The sequence below is a fragment of the Streptomyces echinoruber genome, from assembly GCF_014651135.1.
Classification (GTDB): domain Bacteria; phylum Actinomycetota; class Actinomycetes; order Streptomycetales; family Streptomycetaceae; genus Streptomyces; species Streptomyces echinoruber.
Map to the genome: position 1 here is coordinate 89956 of NZ_BMWH01000010.1, position 17249 is coordinate 107204.

General features: G+C 71.8%; 15 protein-coding genes. 11 read left to right on the forward strand and 4 right to left on the reverse strand.

The genetic code is table 11. From position 1 onward, the window contains the following. Positions 1–160: 160 nt before the first annotated feature. On the forward strand, positions 161–1693 hold the full coding sequence (locus IE225_RS14425; protein WP_190057890.1) for an RNA polymerase sigma factor: 1533 nt from the start codon (positions 161–163) through the stop codon (positions 1691–1693). A 475-nt stretch (positions 1694–2168) separates the two neighbouring features. Continuing rightward, complete coding sequence (locus tag IE225_RS14430; RefSeq protein WP_190057891.1) at positions 2169–3023, forward strand: serine protease; 855 nt, start codon at positions 2169–2171, stop codon at positions 3021–3023. Between the two features lie 232 nt (positions 3024–3255). On the opposite strand, the gene IE225_RS14435 is transcribed toward IE225_RS14430, so the two are convergent. Next, on the reverse strand, positions 3256–3486 hold the full coding sequence (locus tag IE225_RS14435; RefSeq protein ID WP_190057892.1) for a DUF7455 domain-containing protein: 231 nt from the start codon (positions 3484–3486) through the stop codon (positions 3256–3258). A 436-nt stretch (positions 3487–3922) separates the two neighbouring features. Here IE225_RS14435 and IE225_RS14440 point away from each other — a divergent pair, with 436 nt between their 5' ends. From IE225_RS14440 to IE225_RS14465, 6 genes are all read left to right on the forward strand, one after another. After that, positions 3923–6049 (forward strand): DNA gyrase/topoisomerase IV subunit B, encoded by a 2127-nt coding sequence (locus IE225_RS14440; protein ID WP_190057893.1) that lies wholly within the window; start codon positions 3923–3925, stop codon positions 6047–6049. Between the two features lie 451 nt (positions 6050–6500). Further along, positions 6501–7025: a DUF1453 domain-containing protein gene (locus IE225_RS14445; RefSeq protein ID WP_190057966.1), complete on the forward strand. Its 525-nt coding sequence runs from the start codon at positions 6501–6503 to the stop codon at positions 7023–7025. Further along, positions 7022–8173 (forward strand): sensor histidine kinase, encoded by a 1152-nt coding sequence (locus tag IE225_RS14450; RefSeq protein ID WP_190057894.1) that lies wholly within the window; start codon positions 7022–7024, stop codon positions 8171–8173. The genes IE225_RS14445 and IE225_RS14450 overlap by 4 nt, the downstream gene beginning before the upstream one ends. Further along, positions 8170–8853 (forward strand): response regulator transcription factor, encoded by a 684-nt coding sequence (locus IE225_RS14455; RefSeq protein WP_190057895.1) that lies wholly within the window; start codon positions 8170–8172, stop codon positions 8851–8853. The genes IE225_RS14450 and IE225_RS14455 overlap by 4 nt, the downstream gene beginning before the upstream one ends. A gap of 81 nt (positions 8854–8934) precedes the next feature. Beyond that, positions 8935–9489 (forward strand): DUF485 domain-containing protein, encoded by a 555-nt coding sequence (locus IE225_RS14460; protein ID WP_190057896.1) that lies wholly within the window; start codon positions 8935–8937, stop codon positions 9487–9489. Next, entirely contained in the window at positions 9486–11078 is a 1593-nt protein-coding gene (locus IE225_RS14465; protein ID WP_190057897.1) for a monocarboxylic acid transporter, read from the forward strand. Before IE225_RS14460 ends, IE225_RS14465 begins: the two co-directional genes overlap by 4 nt. 40 nt (positions 11079–11118) lie before the next feature. Here IE225_RS14465 and IE225_RS33745 read toward each other — a convergent pair whose 3' ends face one another. Beyond that, a complete protein-coding gene (locus IE225_RS33745) occupies positions 11119–11811 on the reverse strand; it encodes a response regulator (RefSeq protein ID WP_190057898.1) in 693 nt (230 codons plus the stop codon). Positions 11812–11973: 162 nt separating this feature from the next. Between IE225_RS33745 and IE225_RS14475 the strand changes: the two genes are divergently transcribed. The 3 genes from IE225_RS14475 to IE225_RS14485 all read left to right on the forward strand — a co-directional run bounded on the left by IE225_RS14475 (position 11974) and on the right by IE225_RS14485 (position 14783). Next, positions 11974–12789 carry an ABC transporter ATP-binding protein gene (locus IE225_RS14475; RefSeq protein WP_190057899.1) on the forward strand — a complete coding sequence of 272 codons (816 nt, stop codon included), beginning with the start codon at positions 11974–11976 and terminating at the stop codon, positions 12787–12789. After that, entirely contained in the window at positions 12779–13642 is an 864-nt protein-coding gene (locus IE225_RS14480; protein WP_190057900.1) for an ABC transporter permease, read from the forward strand. Before IE225_RS14475 ends, IE225_RS14480 begins: the two co-directional genes overlap by 11 nt. Positions 13643–13718: 76 nt before the next feature. Then, positions 13719–14783 (forward strand): ABC transporter substrate-binding protein, encoded by a 1065-nt coding sequence (locus IE225_RS14485; RefSeq protein ID WP_190057901.1) that lies wholly within the window; start codon positions 13719–13721, stop codon positions 14781–14783. 105 nt (positions 14784–14888) lie between these two features. On the opposite strand, the gene IE225_RS14490 is transcribed toward IE225_RS14485, so the two are convergent. Next, entirely contained in the window at positions 14889–15569 is a 681-nt protein-coding gene (locus IE225_RS14490) for a response regulator (protein ID WP_190057902.1), read from the reverse strand. Then, on the reverse strand, positions 15566–17236 hold the full coding sequence (locus tag IE225_RS14495) for a sensor histidine kinase (protein WP_190057903.1): 1671 nt from the start codon (positions 17234–17236) through the stop codon (positions 15566–15568). Before IE225_RS14495 ends, IE225_RS14490 begins: the two co-directional genes overlap by 4 nt. Positions 17237–17249 lie beyond the last annotated feature (13 nt).

A 17249-nucleotide genomic window follows, 5' to 3' on the forward strand; every position in this document is an offset into this window, starting at 1 on the left:
AGAGGTGACAGCCGCGGAGGGAATACGGTCGCCGGTCCACGGCGCTGTGCATCTTCCCGGCCCCCGCCCGCGCCGTCGGCCCATCCCCAGGCCGACGGTCGGCTCCTGTCCTCCCCGGACGGGGCCGGAAGCCGTTTTCCAACGTTCCGAGAGGTTGTTCGTGTCGGCCAGCACATCCCGTACGCTCCCGCCGGAGATTGCCGAGTCCGTCTCTGTCATGGCGCTCATTGAGCGGGGAAAGGCTGAGGGGCAGATCGCCGGCGACGACGTGCGTCGGGCCTTCGAAGCTGACCAGATTCCGGCCACTCAGTGGAAGAACGTACTGCGCAGCCTCAACCAAATCCTCGAGGAAGAGGGTGTGACGCTGATGGTCAGTGCCGCAGAGCCCAAGCGCACCCGAAAGAGCGTCGCAGCGAAGAGCCCGGCCAAGCGCACCGCCACCAAGACGGTGGCGGCGAAGACGGTGACCACCAGGAAGGCCACCGCCACCGCCACTCCGGCGGCTCCCGCCGCCGACACGCCCGCCGAGGAAACCCCCGCCAAGAAGACGGCCGCGAAGAAGACGACCGCCAAGAAGACGGCGGCGAAGAAGACGACGGCGGCCGCCAAGAAGACGGCGCCCAAGAAGGCGACTGCCAAGAAGGACGACGTCGAGCTGCTCGAGGACGACGTTCTGGTCGACGACCCCAAGGTCGACGAGCCGGAGGGTGCCGAGAGCGCCGGTTTCGTGCTGTCCGACGAGGACGAGGACGACGCGCCCGCGCAGCAGGTCGCCGCGGCCGGCGCCACCGCCGACCCGGTCAAGGACTACCTCAAGCAGATCGGCAAGGTCCCCCTGCTCAACGCGGAGCAGGAGGTCGAGCTCGCCAAGCGCATCGAGGCCGGTCTGTTCGCCGAGGACAAGCTCGCCAACACGCCGAACCTCGCCCCGAAGCTCAAGCGCGAGCTGGAGATCATCGCCGAGGACGGCCGCCGTGCCAAGAACCACCTGCTGGAGGCCAACCTCCGCCTCGTGGTCTCCCTGGCCAAGCGCTACACCGGCCGCGGCATGCTCTTCCTGGACCTCATCCAGGAGGGCAACCTCGGCCTGATCCGTGCGGTGGAGAAGTTCGACTACACCAAGGGCTACAAGTTCTCCACGTACGCCACCTGGTGGATCCGCCAGGCGATCACCCGCGCGATGGCCGATCAGGCCCGCACCATCCGCATCCCGGTGCACATGGTCGAGGTCATCAACAAGCTCGCGCGTGTGCAGCGCCAGATGCTCCAGGACCTGGGCCGCGAGCCCACCCCGGAGGAGCTGGCCAAGGAGCTCGACATGACCCCGGAGAAGGTCATCGAGGTCCAGAAGTACGGCCGCGAGCCCATCTCCCTGCACACCCCGCTGGGTGAGGACGGCGACAGCGAGTTCGGTGACCTCATCGAGGACTCCGAGGCCGTCGTTCCGGCCGACGCGGTCAGCTTCACGCTCCTGCAGGAGCAGCTGCACTCCGTTCTCGACACCCTGTCCGAGCGCGAGGCGGGCGTCGTCTCCATGCGCTTCGGTCTCACCGACGGTCAGCCGAAGACCCTCGACGAGATCGGCAAGGTGTACGGCGTGACCCGCGAGCGGATCCGGCAGATCGAGTCCAAGACCATGTCGAAGCTGCGCCACCCCTCCCGTTCCCAGGTGCTGCGCGACTACCTCGACTAGGCCGCCGTCCTGTGGAGCCGGCCCTGCGGCCGGTTCCACGGCACGACGTCCACCGCGCGACGAAGGCCCGGCCCCCTGGGACGCTCTCCGGAAGTGTCGCGCCACACAGGGCCGTGCTGATCGGGCCGCGAGCGGTTCAAGCAACGCCCGGCTGGGTTTTCCCAGCCGGGCGTTTTGCGTGGGAGCCCGTCGAGTCCGACGGCGACGCGTGCAGGCGCTTACGGGTGCGGACCGACGGCCCGCGGGGTTCGGCGGGTCCGCTCCGGGCTCCACCGCGGGCCCAGGCGGCCCCGGGTCCCTGGGCCCCTGGGCGAAGGCGCGCAGTTCGGCGTTCTGCCCGGTCTTTCCGGGCTCGGGCCGGGTGCTGCGACGGCCGCTGGAACGAGGGCGCGGGAGCCGTGCCTTCGGGCTGCGGGGCACTGCACCGTGAATCACTCTGGGTGTCTTGACGTCAACCCAGAGTGAGGTGTGTTGCATGCGACGTCTCGTTGCCCGGACGCTGGCCCGGCCGCTGGTCCTGGCGGCTGCCGCGGCCGCGATACCCCCGGCCTCCGCCGCACCCGCGGCCGCCGACGTCGTGGTCGGCGGCTTTCCCGTGGACGTGTCGCAGAGTCCGTGGACGGTGGCGCTCTCCAGCCGTGACCGGTTCGGCGACACCCGGGCGGGTCAGTTCTGCGGCGGGGTGGCGGTCGGCCGGACCGCCGTCCTCACCGCCGCACACTGCATGAGCGAGGAGGTCCTGGGCACCGCGCCCGGCCGGGCGTACGACCTGAAGGTGATCGCGGGCCGTACGGATCTGCTCTCGAAGCAGGGCACGGAGATCGCCGTTCGGAACGTCTGGGTCAATCCCGGCTACGACGGCACCACCAACGTCGGCGACTTCGCCGTCCTGACCCTGGCCCAGCCCCTGCCGCAGACGTCGGTGATCGCGATGGCGGGGCCGGGCGATCCGGCGTACGCGGTGGGCACGACCGCCCTGGTCTACGGCTGGGGGGACACCACCGGTGGGGGCGGGTACGCGCACGGGCTGCACGCCGCACGGGTGCACGTGCTGGCCGACGCGGCTTGTCGGGAGGCGTATCCGGGCGGCTGGGGCGGCACGTACCGGTCCGAGAGCATGCTGTGCGCCGGGGAGCCCGCGGGGGGCCGGGACGCCTGTCAGGGGGACAGCGGGGGACCGCTGGTCGCCGACGGCCGGCTCATCGGCCTCGTGTCCTGGGGGGACGGCTGCGGCCGGGCGGGCAGTCCGGGCGTCTACACGCGTGTGTCCGACATCGTGCGCACGCTTCGCGGGGACCGCGGCGCACGGGCGCGGCAGCAGGGGGCCTGAGCGGCCGGAGGCGGGTTTGCCGCGCGCGGGACCCTGAGCCGGGCGGCCGCACACCGCGGGCTCTGAGCGGCTGGTGAACGGGTCCTGGACGGCTCGATGCGCGTGCTGCGTCGGCTGCAGCGGGCGGATGAACGCGCGCAGACGAGGGAAAGAGCGCGGGCGGCCGCCCCTGGTGTCGGGGGCGGCCGCCCGTTCCCGGCCGGGCCGGGGGCGGCTCGTCGTGGTGCGAGGGTCAGCGCTCTTCGTCGGACGCGGTGGCCGGGACGGTGGTCAGGCGCGCGGTCTCGTCCTGTATCTCAGCGGCGATCTTCTTGAGTTCCGGCTCGAACTTGCGCCCGTGGTGGGCACAGAAGAGCAGTTCTCCGCCGCTCAGCAGGACGACGCGCAGGTAGGCCTGGGCGCCGCAGCGGTCGCAGCGATCAGCGGCCGTCAGCGGGCTTGCGGAAGTCAGAACAGTAGTCACGTCGCCTTCTCTCTAGCTCGACGAGCTGTCGTACCAGGGTCAACATCCAACCAGCCCCAAACGTTCCCGCTCGCGGCTTTTCCTCGAAAAGGATCTCTCCGAGGCGGCTGGCTGCTGCCGGTTGGCGGCGAATGTGCCGTAGTGCGTGTCTGTCGTGTCGTACGGGTTCGCGCGGTCGGATCCGTCCTCCGGCGGTTGCCGGTTTGTTCTTGAGGACGTGCCCGGAGCCTAAATGGTTCATGCCTGGAAGGGAACGTGATGTGGACTTCACTCCATCGAAGTATCGAACACGTATGCGACACTCTACTAGGCTGAGGAGCCGGTCCTGGGTGGCGTTACACCCGTTCTACCAGGCATCGGTACCCTCTGAGCGGCGACAGAAGCCGTGCCCTTACCCCGAAGGGCCCCACCTGAAATTCAGCGAGGAGCGAACCGCGTGACCGCCGAGACGTCCGTGCCGTCGTCCACAGCGCTGCTGGCAGGAGCAGACCGGGACGGTTCCAACTACACCGCGCGGCACCTGCTCGTCCTCGAGGGCCTCGAGGCCGTGCGCAAGCGCCCGGGCATGTACATCGGATCCACCGACAGCCGTGGCCTGATGCACTGCCTCTGGGAGATCATCGACAACTCCGTGGACGAGGCCCTCGGTGGCTACTGCGACCACATCGAGGTGATCCTGCACGACGACGGCTCGGTCGAGGTACGGGACAACGGCCGCGGCATTCCGGTCGACGTCGAGCCCAAGACCGGCCTGTCCGGCGTCGAGGTCGTCATGACCAAGCTGCACGCCGGCGGGAAGTTCGGAGGCGGCTCCTACGCCGCCTCCGGCGGCCTGCACGGCGTCGGCGCCTCCGTCGTCAACGCCCTGTCGGCCCGGCTGGACGTCGAGGTGGACCGGGGCGGCCACACCCACGCCATCAGCTTCCGCCGCGGTGTGCCGGGCACCTTCGCCGGCGACGGGCCGGACGCCAAGTTCGAGGACAAGAGCGGCCTGCGCAAGACCAAGAAGATCCCCAAGAACCGCACCGGCACCCGCGTGCGGTACTGGGCCGACCGGCAGATCTTCCTCAAGGACGCCAAGCTCTCCCTGGAGACGCTGCACCAGCGCGCCCGCCAGACCGCCTTCCTGGTACCGGGCCTGACCATCGTCGTGCGCGACGAGTACGGCCTCGGCGAGGGCGGCAGCAAGGGTGAGGAGTCGTTCCGCTTCGACGGCGGCATCAGCGAGTTCTGCGAGTTCCTGGCGAGTGACAAGCCCATCTGCGACGTCCTCCGCTTCACCGGGCAGGGCACCTTCAAGGAGACCGTCCCGGTTCTGGACGAGCGCGGTCAGATGACCCCCACCGAGGTCACCCGCGAACTCGGCGTCGACGTCGCGCTGCGCTGGGGCACCGGCTACGACACGACCGTCAGGTCGTTCGTCAACATCATCGCCACCCCCAAGGGCGGCACCCACGTCGCCGGTTTCGAGCAGGCCGTCACCAGGACGCTGAACGACGTCCTGCGCGCCAAGAAGCTGCTGCGCGTCGCCGAGGACGACATCGTCAAGGACGACGCCCTCGAGGGCCTCACCGCGGTCGTCACCGTGCGCCTGGCCGAGCCCCAGTTCGAGGGCCAGACCAAGGAGGTCCTCGGCACCTCGGCGGCCCGCCGCATCGTGAACAACGTCGTCAGCAAGGAACTCAAGGCGTTCCTGACCTCCACCAAGCGCGACGCCGCCCAGCAGGCCCGCGTCGTCATGGAGAAGGTCGTCGCCGCCGCCCGCACCCGCATCGCCGCCCGCCAGCACAAGGACGCGCAGCGCCGCAAGACGGCCCTGGAGTCCTCCTCGCTGCCCGCCAAGCTGGCCGACTGCCGCAGCGACGACGTGGAGCGCAGCGAGCTGTTCATCGTCGAGGGCGACTCCGCGCTCGGCACGGCCAAGCTCGCCCGCAACTCCGAGTTCCAGGCCCTGCTGCCCATCCGCGGCAAGATCCTCAACGTGCAGAAGTCGTCCATCACGGACATGCTCAAGAACGCCGAGTGCGGCGCGATCATCCAGGTCATAGGAGCCGGGTCCGGCCGGACCTTCGACATCGACCAGGCCCGCTACGGCAAGATCATCATGATGACCGACGCCGACGTGGACGGCTCCCACATCCGCACCCTGCTCCTGACGCTGTTCCACCGCTACATGCGGCCCATGGTCGAGGCGGGCCGGGTCTTCGCCGCCGTGCCGCCGCTGCACCGCATCGAGCTGGTCCAGCCCAAGAGGGGCCAGGACAAGTACGTCTACACGTACTCGGACCGCGAACTGCGCGACAAGCTCATGGAGTTCCAGACCAAGGGCATCCGCTACAAGGACACCATCCAGCGGTACAAGGGCCTGGGCGAGATGGACGCCGACCAGCTGGCCGAGACCACCATGGACCCGCGCCGCCGCACCCTGCGCCGCATCAACATCTCCGACGTCGAGGCCGCCGAGCAGGTCTTCGAACTGCTCATGGGCAACGAGGTCGCGCCCCGCAAGGAGTTCATCTCCAACTCGGCGGCGACGCTGGACCGCTCCCGCATCGACGCCTGACGGCCGCCCCGGGTCCGGACTCAGGGGCCCGGACCCGGGGCGGGACAGAGCGGCGTACCCGTGGGCGGCACGCCGCTCCGGCATGAGGAAGGCCCGCCCACCCTGCTGCCCGGCTCGTACGTACGGAGCCGCATCCCGGGCGCGTCCACGGGTGGAGAAAGCGGGCCGCGGCGCCGCAACACCGCGCCGCGGCCCGACGCGACCGCGGCCCGGGACGTACGACCGGAGCTGCCGTGCCCTCTGTACGCTCACGCCGCGCCCCTTGTACGTCCGCATTCCGCTCGCACCCCGGCGCCCGCCAAGACCGTTCTCCACCCGTGGGTGGAGCCCGCTCCGCGTTCGTGTCCACCCGTGATCCATCCCCGATCCGATCCGCTGAGCTGCGCGTTTCCGTAGCGTCGAAGGCGTGGCAGCACACGCTGCCGTCTCCCTGCCGCTCACGGAGGCCCCGATGCCCGGAGTTGCCGACGCGCTGCTGATCACGGCCGTGGCCGTCGTGGTGATCGCCCGCCAGTTCCGTCCCCAGCGGATCGACGCGCGGCGCCGCTGGTGGCTCGTGCCCGCGATCCTGGCGGTCCTGGCGCTGCGCGAGCCGGGGTTGCTCGACGCCCACCACCCGGTCACGTCCGCCCTGCTGGCAGGAGCCGAACTGGTCGTCGCCGTCGGCATCGGATGCGGCTGGGCCTGGACCACCCGCATCCACACGGCGGACGACGGCTCCGTGTGGGCCCGCAGCACCAGGGCCAGTGCGGGCGTCTGGGCCGCGGGCGTCGCCCTGCGCGTCGGTCTCGTCCTGCTCGGCATACCGCTCGGCGTCCACCAGGACGGCTCCGCCCTGCTGCTCTCGGCCGCCGCCCTGCTGCTGGTGCGCTCCGGGATCCTGGCCCGCCGGGCGCGGCCGCTCACCGGTGGAGCGGCCACGCGCCCGGCGTACGGTGACGGCGTGGCCCGGCCCACGTGGAAGGAGCGGGTGTGACGGAGAACGCCTGGACGCGCTGGCCCTCCCGCGAGGCACTCGGGCGGGCCGGGATCTCGCAGGCGCGGCGGCTGCTCGCCTGGGCCGTGCGCCTGCTCGTCCTCGCCATGCTGCTGTGGAGCGCCCTGACCGGCCGCCACGTCCACGGCTGGGGCATGCTCGCGGCAGCGGCCGGCGTCGTCGTCGCGGCAGCCCTCGCCCGGGCCTTCTACCGCACCACGTTGCAGCACCGGCTCCTGCCGTCGGCCGCGTGTGTCGCCGCCCTCATGGGGCTCGCGGTCCTCGCCCAGACCACCGGCCTGCGCGTGCCGGCCCTGGTTGTCTGGTGCGGCTGCGCCGTGAGCGCGCTGGAGCGGCTGCCCTTGGCGGCCGCCCTGCCCGTGGCCACCGCCGCCCTGGCCACGTACTCCGTGTTCAACGACGACGACGGGCTGACCACGGTGGTCACCTCGGTCGGCCTCGCCCTCGCCGGCTACGTCCTGCGCCTGGACGCCGAGGCCCGCGGCAACGCCCAGCGGCTGCTGGCCCAGGAGCGGGCCGCGCGGGCCGCCGAGGCGGAGTCCGCGGCGCTGGCGGAGCGGGCCAGGATCGCCCGGGAGATCCACGACGTGCTCGCGCACAGCCTCTCGGCGCAGCTCGTCCACCTGGAGGCCGCCCGGCTGCTCGTCGAGCGCGGCGCCGACCGCGCACAGATACTCGAGCGGGTGGTCGCCGCCCGGACGATGGCGCGCGACGGTCTGGACGAGACCCGGCAGGCGCTGTCCGCGCTGCGCGGGGAGATGACCCCGCTGGAGGACTTCCTGAGCGGTCTCGTCAGCACGCAGGACGGAGCGGAGGTCACCATCACGGGTGAGCGCCGGGCCCTGCCCGCGGAGGCCTCGCAGGCCGTGCGCCGGGTCGCGCAGGAGGCGCTGACCAACGTCCGCAAGCACGCACCGGGCGCCAAGGTGAGGGTGCGGCTCGACTACGGGGAGCACGAGATCACGCTCGACGTCCGGGACACCGGCGGCTCGCCGGGTGAACTCGCCGGCTCCGGGGGCGGGTACGGTCTGCTGGGCATGCGGGAGCGGGCCGAACTGCTCGGGGGCTCGCTGCATGCCGGACCGGAGGAGGAGGGGTTCGCCGTGACGCTGAGGGTGCCGGCATGACCGCGGAGGCGGAGAGGAAACCCGCGCGCGTGGTGGTGGCCGACGACCAGACCATCGTGCGGGAGGGGATCGTGATGCTGCTCGGGCTGCTGCCCGGTCTGGAGGTCGTCGGCTCCGCGGCCGACGGGGAGGAGGCCGTCCGGCTCGTCGCCGAACTCGCCCCGGACGTGGTCCTGATGGACCTGCGCATGCCCCGCTGCGACGGTGTCGAGGCCACCCGGCGCATCCGCGCCGATCATCCGGGCACCCAGGTCGTGGTGCTCACGACGTACGCGGACGACGACTCGCTCTTCCCCGCCCTGAGAGCCGGCGCCCGCGGCTATCTCACCAAGGACGCGGGCGGTGACGAGATCGTGCGCGCGGTGCACAGCGTGCTGTCGGGGGACGCCGGCCTCTCGCCCGGCATCCAGCGCAGGCTGCTGGAGCGGCTGTCCCAGGACGAGCGCCCGCCGGCCGCGCCCGATCCGGCGCCGGACGGGCTGACCGCGCGGGAGACGGAGGTGCTGGTGCTGATCGCCGAGGGGCTGAGCAACCAGCAGATCGCGCGCAGGCTGCACGTCTCCACGGCGACGGTGAAGACCCACATCAACAACCTGTTCGCCAAGACGGGCCTCAAGGACCGTGCGCAGGCGGTGCGTTACGCGTACGGGAAAGGGCTGGTGCGACCCCCTGCGGGATGAGTCACCTGATGCATCACCTTTTGGGGTGAAGAGGGGGAGGAAGAAGAGTCATGGATCTTCCCGGTCTGTCCATCCTTGGGCATGCAGTCACCCAACGCTCGTCCCTCCGGCGCCGGGGACGGTCCCCAGAGCCCGGCCGAGAACCATGAAGGTCATGCTCCCGCCCCCGCGGCGGGACCCGAGACGTACGACGATCCCTGGTACGACGCGCTCGCCTCCGGCTGGGGCGAGCCGGCAGGCCCGGACGCGGCCGTCGAGGTGCCGGCCGCGCGTCGGGTGCAGCGGCCCGGTCCGGACGGCGGCGCGGCCGGGGTGTACCTCGCGGTGCAGCGCAGCGCGGCCTTCCAGGAGGTGCGCAGCCGCTACCGGCGTTTCGTGGTGCCGATGGTCGCCGTCTTCCTCGGGTGGTATACGGCGTACGTGGTGGCCGCGACCGCCGCGCCCGGGTTCATGGCGCGACCGGTGGCGGGCGCGATGAACGTGGCGCTGCTCGCGGGGCTCGGGCAGTTCCTCAGCACCTTCCTGTTCACCTGGGCCTATGCGCGGCACGCGCGGCTGCGCAGGGACCGGGCCGCACTCGAACTGCGCTGGGACACCCAGGAGCGGGCGCGCGGACTGCGGGGCGGTGCGTCGTGACCGGCGGGCACCAGACGCTGGCGCTGCTGCTGTTCAGCGGGTTCGTCGCGGTCACGCTGGCGATCACGACGTGGGCGAGCCGCAGACGGCACGGTTCCGCCGAGGAGTTCTACGCGGGCGGCCGGCTGTTCTCGCCCATGGAGAACGGTTTCGCCATCGCGGGCGACTACGCCTCGGCCGCCTCCTTCCTGGGCGTACCGGGGCTGATCGTGCTGTTCGGCTACGACGGTGTGCTGTACGTGGTCGGCTTCCTGGTGGCATGGCTGGTGGTGCTGTTCCTCGTCGCGGAACTGGTGCGCAACTGCGGGCGGTTCACGCTGGCCGACGTCGTCGCGTCGCGGATGCGGGAGCGGCCGGTGCGGATCGCGGCGGGAGCCTCCTCGGTCACCGTGTCCGTCCTCTACCTGGTGGCGCAGATGGTCGGCGCGGGCAGCCTGGTCGCGCTGCTGATCGGCCGTACCAGCCAGGCGGCGCAGGTCTGGGCCGTCATCGGCGTCGGCGCGCTCATGGTGGTCTACGTGTCGCTGGGCGGGATGCGGGCCACCACGTGGATCCAGATCGTCAAGGCGGTCCTGCTGCTCGGCGGCACGGTCACGCTGACCGTGCTGGTCCTGCTCCGCTTCCACGGCGACCTCGACCGGCTGCTGCTCACCGCGGCCGCCCGCAGCGGCCACGGGCCCGCCTTCCTGGCGCCCGGGCTGAAGTACGGCGCCGACTGGACCGCGCGGCTGGACTTCATCAGCCTCGGTCTCGCGCTGGTCCTGGGCACCGGTGGGCTGCCGCACATCCTGTCCCGCTTCTACACCGTGCCCACCGCACGGGCGGCCCGCCGCAGCGCCGTGTGGTCCGTCGGACTCATCGGCGCCTACTATCTGATGGCGATTCTCCTCGGTTTCGGCGCGGCCGCGCTCGTCGGCCCGCAGACCGTGCGCGCCTCGAACGCCGCCGGGAACACGGCGGTCCCGCTGCTCGCCCTCGACCTGGGCGGCGGCCCGGACTCGACCGGCGGAACGGTTCTGTTCGCGGTGGTGGCCGCCGTCGCCTTCGCCACGATCCTCGCCGTCGTCGCCGGCATCACGCTCGCCTCCTCCGCGTCCGTCGCCCACGACCTGTACGCCTCGCTGCGGCGGCGCGGCGGCAGGCAGCGCAGCGAGGTGGCCGTGGCGCGCGTCGCCGCGGTCGGCATCGGAGTGCTGGCCATCGCGCTCGGCCTGCTCGCCCGCGGCATGAACGTGGCCTTCCTGGTCGGTCTCGCCTTCGCCGTCGCCGCGTCGGCGAACCTGCCCGTGCTGCTGTACTCGCTGTTCTGGCGCGGCTTCACCACTCGCGGCGCGGTGTGGGCGGTCTACGGCGGACTGGTGCCGGCGCTGGTGCTGGTCGTGCTGTCCCCGGTGGTCTCCGGCAGCCCCGACTCCCTCTTCCCCGGCCTGGACTTCCAGTACTTCCCGCTGCAGAACCCGGGCCTGGTCTCCGTCCCGCTCGGCTTCCTCGCCGGCTGGCTCGGCACCGTCACCTCCGCCGAACTCCCCGACGAGGCCCGGTACGCGGAGACGGAGGTGCGGTCGCTGACGGGGGCGGGCGCCGCGTGAGACGCGACCGCCGCGGCCCGGGCGGGGGCCGGCCGTACGGCTACGGCGCCACCCAGGCGTACCGGTGCTCCGGCCGGCCCGTGTCGCCGTACCTCAGAGACAGGCGCAGCCGGCCGGCCTGCTCCAGGCGGCGCAGGTAGCGCTGGGCGGTGGAGCGGCTCAGGCCCGTGCGGGCGGCCACCTCGTGGGCCGACAGCGGATGGCCCGCGCGGTACAGGACGGTGCAGATGAGGTCCGTGGTCGGCTCCGAGTGGCCGCCGGGCAGTCCGGGGGAGGAGGGCGCGGGCGCGGTGCGCAGCGCGCCGAAGATGCGGTCCACCTGCTCCTGCCCGGTCACTCCCCGCCCGCCGACCCGGTCGACGGTGCGGCGCAGCGCCGCGTAGGAGTCCAGGCGGGCGCGCAGCGCGGCGAACGTGAACGGCTTGACCAGGTAGTGCAGGGCGCCCAGGCGCATCGCCCGCTGCACCGTGACCACGTCGCCGGCCGCCGTGATCATGATGACGTCGGTGCCGTGGCCCTGCTCGCGCATGCGGTGGACGAGGTCGAGACCGGACTGGTCGGGCAGGTAGTGGTCGAGCAGCACCAGGTCGATCGTGCCGCGCTCCACCGCGGTCAGCGCCTGGGCGGCGCTGTGCGCACGCGCGGCCACCCGGAATCCGGGAACCTTTTCCACGTACTTGGCGTTGATCTCAGCGACACGGAAGTCGTCGTCGACCACCAGGACGTCAATCATCGGGCCTCTTTCCGTCAAGGCCTGACGGGCGTTTCGCCCGTGTTGCGGCTGGCGTTGTTGTAGCGCGAGCAAAATGAGCACAACAGCCTCTTGCGAGCAAAAGAACAGGATGCGCTCAGAAGACTGACGCCGTGGCCCGCACCGTACCTACGGTCCCGGGTCATGAGCGCAGACACCAGCCCCGCCATCGAACTACGGGGCGCGAGCAAGACGTTCAGGACCCCTTCGGGGGGTCTGCACACGGCCGTACGGGACCTCGACCTCACCGTCGGACGCGGTGAGTTCGTCGCCGTCGTCGGCCCCACCGGCTGCGGCAAGTCGACCACGCTCACCCTGGTCAGCGGCCTGGAGGAGCCCACCGAGGGCGAGGTGCTGGTCGCCGGCGAGCCGGTGCGCGGCGTCGGCGGCAAGGTCGGCTTCGTCTTCCAGCAGGACGCCACCTTCCCGTGGCGCACGGTGCTGTCCAACGTCATGGCCGGCCCCCGTTTCCGCGGCGTGCCCAAGGCGGAGGCCAGGCAGCGGGCCCGGGAATGGCTGGCCCGCGTCGGGCTCGCCGCGTTCGAGGACCGCTATCCGCACCAGCTCTCCGGCGGTCAGCGCAAGCGCGTCGCACTCGCCGCCACCTTCGTCAACGACCCCGAGATCCTGCTCATGGACGAGCCGTTCTCGGCGCTCGACGTGCAGACCAGGGCGCTGATGTCGGATCAGCTGCTGGAGCTGTGGGAGGGCAGCGGCACCTCCGTCGTCTTCGTCACCCATGACCTGGAGGAGGCCATCGCGCTGGCCGACAAGGTCGTCGTGATGACCGCCGGACCCGCCACCGTCAAGCACGTCTTCGCCATCGACCTGCCGCGGCCCCGCAAGGTCGAGGAGGTGCGCCTGGAGACGCACTTCGTGGAGATCTACCGCGAGATCTGGGAGTCCCTCGGCGAAGAGGTCCGCATCACTCGCGAAAGGGGCGCCGCGCATGTCGCCTGACGTGCTGAGCACACCCGTCGTCGACACGGTCAAGTCCCCGGACCGCGCCCGGACCCGGGCGCGTGCCGCCCGCAGGCGCCGGGTGGTGGTGAGCGCCGTGCGCGTGCTGCTCCTGGTCGGCGTGCTCGGCCTGTGGGAGGTCCTGTCCCGGGCCGAGGTCATCGACCCGTTCAACTTCTCGATGCCGTCGAAGATCTGGGACCAGATCCGGACCTGGGTGACCCACGGCACCGCCCTCGGCTCCCTGGGCGAGCAGATCTGGTACACGCTCCACGAGGCGCTGCTCGGCTGGGTCCTCGGCGTGGTCGCCGGTGTGGTCCTCGGCATCGCGCTCGGGCGCGTCGCGTTCCTCGCCGACATCCTCGGCCCCTACATCAAGGTCCTCAACTCCATTCCGAGGATCGTGCTCGCCCCGATCTTCGTCATCTGGTTCGGGCTCGGGCCGGCCTCCAAGGTGGCCTCCGCCGTCGTCCTGGTGTTCTTCCCGGTGTTCTTCAACGCCTTCCAGGGCGCCCGCGAGGTCGACCGGAACCTCGTCGCCAACGCCCGCATCCTCGGCGCGAGCGACCGCAGGGTGACGCTGCAGGTGGTCATCCCGTCCGCGACCTCGTGGATCTTCACCAGTCTGCACGTCAGCTTCGGTTTCGCCCTCATCGGCGCCATCGTCGGCGAGTACATCGGCGCCACTCGGGGCATCGGCCTGCTCGTCGCGCAGTCCCAGGGCACCTTCAACGCGGCCGGCGTGTACGCCGCGATGGTCATCCTCGCCGTCGTCGCCCTCCTCGCCGAAGGTCTCCTCACCTTCGCCGAGCGCCGCATCTTCCGCTGGAAGCCGGCCCGTTCCGACGGCTGAGCCGCCGGTCCCCCTGCCGCCACCCCCCCCGCTGCCCCGTTCCCGCACCGCCCTCTCACAAGGACGTGAACCCGCCATGCGCACCACCGCCAGAATCGCCGCACTGACCGCCGCCGGCCTGCTCGCCCTCACCTCGCTCACCGCCTGCGCCAACGACGCGGCGAGCACCACCGCCGACACCGGCGGCGGTGCCGGGGGCAAGGGCTCCGGCGAGCACGTCAAGATCATGGTCGGTGGCCTGGACAAGGTCATCTACCTGCCCGCGATGCTCACCCAGCGCCTCGGCTACTTCAAGGCCGAGGGCCTCGACGTGGAGCTGCTGAGCGAACCCGCCGGTGTCCAGGCCGAGACCGCGCTCGTCTCCGGCCAGGTCCAAGGGGCCGTCGGCTTCTACGACCACACCCTCGACCTGCAGGTCAAGGGCAAGTCCGTGGAGTCCGTGGTGCAGTTCTCGCAGGCGCCCGGCGAGGTCGAGATCGTCTCCACCAAGGCCGCGGGCGGCATCAGGTCGCCGAAGGACTTCAAGGGCAGGAAACTCGGCGTCACCGGCCTCGGCTCCTCCACCGACTTCCTCACCAAGTACCTGGCGATCAAGAACGGCGTGCAGGTCAGCGAGTTCACGCCGGTCGCCGTCGGCGCGGGCCCCACCTTCATCTCCGCGCTCCAGAAAGGCGCCATCGACGGCGGTATGACGACCGACCCGACCGTCGCGACGATCCTCGACAAGAAGGCCGGCCGGATCCTTCTGGACATGCGCACCCCGGAGGGCTCGCGGAAGGCGCTCGGCGGCCCGTACCCGTCGTCGAGCCTGTACATGCAGACGGACTGGGTCAACAGCCACAAGGACACCGTCCAGAAGCTGGCCAACGCGTTCGTCAGGACGCTCCAGTGGATGTCCACCCACAGCGCGTCCGAGATCGCCGGCAAGATGCCCGCCGACTACTCCCAGGGCAACAAGGCGCTCTACACGGAGGCGATCAAGAGCACGCTGCCGATGTTCACCAAGGACGGTGTGATGCCCGACGGCGGTCCGCAGACCGTCGAGAAGGTCCTCAAGGCGTTCAACCCCAGCATCAAGAACGCCCGGGTGGACCTGGACAGGACCTACACCACCGAGTTCGTCGAGAAGGCCACGGGCTGAGCCGGTGACCGCAGGGGCCCGGCGCCCGCCCCTCCGCGGGCCGTGCCCGCCCGCCTCTCCTCCCGCGGGCCGTGCCCGCCCGCTTCTCCCTCCCCGCGTGCCGTGCTAGACGCGGGCCGCCCACACGTAACGGTGTTCCGGGCGGCCCGTGTCGCCGTATCTCAGGGTCAGCCGCGCCCAGCCGGTGCGCTCCAGCAGCTTCAGGTAGCGCTGCGCGGTCTGCCGGCTCACGCCCGTCCGGTCGGCGATCTCCTGCGCCGACAGCGGCCCCTCGGCGTTCACCAGGGTGCGGCGCACCAGTTCCGCCGTGGCGGGGGAGTGCCCCTTGGGCAGGCCGGGCTCCGAGGACGCGGACAGCGCGCCGAAGATCCGGTCCACTTCCGCCTGCCCGGCCTCCCCGCCGCCGTCCAGGGTGCGGCGCAGCCCCGCGTACGCCTCCAGCTTGGTGCGCAGCCCGGCGAAGGTGAACGGCTTGACCAGGTACTGCAGCGCCCCGTGCCGCATCGCCGCCTGCACGGTGGAGACGTCCCGCGCCGCCGTCACCATGATCACATCGGTCTGCCGGCTCCGGCTGCGCATCTCCCGCACCACCGCCAGGCCCGTGCCGTCGGGCAGGTAGTGGTCCATGAGGACCAAATCCACCTGCGGCAGCGTCTCCAGCAGTCGCAGTGCCTCGTCGGCGCTGTGGGCCCGGCCCGCGACCCGGAAGCCGGGCACCTTTTCGACGTAGGCGGCGTTGACCCGCGCGACGCGCGCGTCGTCGTCCACCACCAGGACCTCGATCACCCTGCCTCCTCCTCGGCGGCGGTCTCCGCGCGGGCGGCCAGGGCCGGCGCCGGCTCCGGCTCGGTCAGCGCCTCCGGCAGCACGACCGTGAACTCCGCGCCCCCGCCGTCGGCCTGACCGACCGTCACACCGCCACCCTGCCGCTCGGCGAGCCGGCGCACCAGGGACAGGCCGATGCCGCGCTTGCGGTGGGCCGGCGGTTCCTTGGTCGACCATCCCTCCGTGAAGATCAACTCCCGTTGCTCCGGCGGGATTCCGGGCCCGGTGTCGCGCACCGTCAGCACGGCCGTACGGCCCTCGGCGCGCAACTCGACCTCCACGCGCGCGTGCGGCGTGCCCGCGACCGCGTCGAGCGCATTGTCCACCAGATTGCCGACGACGGTGACCAGACCCTGCGGATCGACCAGCCGGTCCGGCAGCCGCGTCGCGTCGGACACCCACAGCGCCACCCCGCGCTCGGCCGCCACTGTCGCCTTGCCCACCAGCAGCGCCGCCAGCAGCGGGTCCCGTACCTTCTCGGCGACCTGTTCGGAGGTGGCCCGGTGGTCGCCGACGACCTCGCCGACGAACTCCACGGCGTCCTCGTACATCTCCAGCTCCAGCAGCCCGAGCAGCGTGTGCATGCGGTTGGCGTGCTCGTGGTCCTGGGCGCGCAGCGCGTCGATCAGGCCGCGTGTGGAGTCCAGTTCACGCCCGAGCCGCTCCAACTCGGTGCGGTCGCGCAGGGTGGCGACGGCACCGCCGTCGTCGGTGGGCATGCGGTTGGCGACCAGGACGCGGTGGCCGCGCACGGTCAGCAGGTCGGCCCCGGTGACCCGGCCGGCCAGCACGTCGGCGGTGCGGCCCGCGCCGAGCGCCTCGTCCGGCGACCGCCCGACGGCCTCCTCACCGATGCCCAGCAGGCGCTGCGCCTCGTCGTTGAGCAGCCGGATGCGCCCGTCGCGGTCCAGGGCGACGACCCCCTCCCGGATGCCGTGCAGCATCGCCTCCCGCTCCGCGAGCAGGGCGGCGATGTCGGAGAAGGCCAGGTCGCGGGTCTGCCGCTGCACCCGGCGGGAGACCAGCCAGGCCGCCAGCGCACCGACGGCCAGCGCGCCGCCGGCGTAGGCGAGCAGCCCCGGTATGGCGCTGACGAGACGGGCCCGCACGCTGTCGTAGGGGATGCCGACCGAGACCGCGCCGACGATGGCGCCGTGGCTGTCGCGCAGCGGCACCTTGCCGCGGGCGGTGCGGCCCAGGGTGCCCTCGTCGATCTGCATGATCTCCCGGCCGGCCAGGGCCTGGGTCGGGTCGGTCGAGACGTGCCGCCCGACCTGCCGGGGGTCCGTGTGCGACCAGCGCACGCCCCGCCAGTCCAGCACGACGACGTACTCGGCCCCGGTCGCCCTGCGGATCCGCTCCGCGGTGCGCTGCACCGGACCGTCCACGGTCGGCGGCGTCGTCAGCATCTCGTGCGCCAGCCCCGGCTGCTGGGCGGTGGTCTCGGCGATGGCGAGCGCGCGGCGCATCGCCTGGTCGTCCAACTGGTGGCTCAGCGGCGCCAGGAACAGTCCGGTGGCGAGCACCGCGACTCCCGCGGCGATCGCCAACTGCATCAGCAGCACCTGCGAGAACACGCGCCGCGGCAGCCCGAGGCGCCGGCGGCGAGCGGGGGGAGTGGGGCTCATGGCCATGAACGGT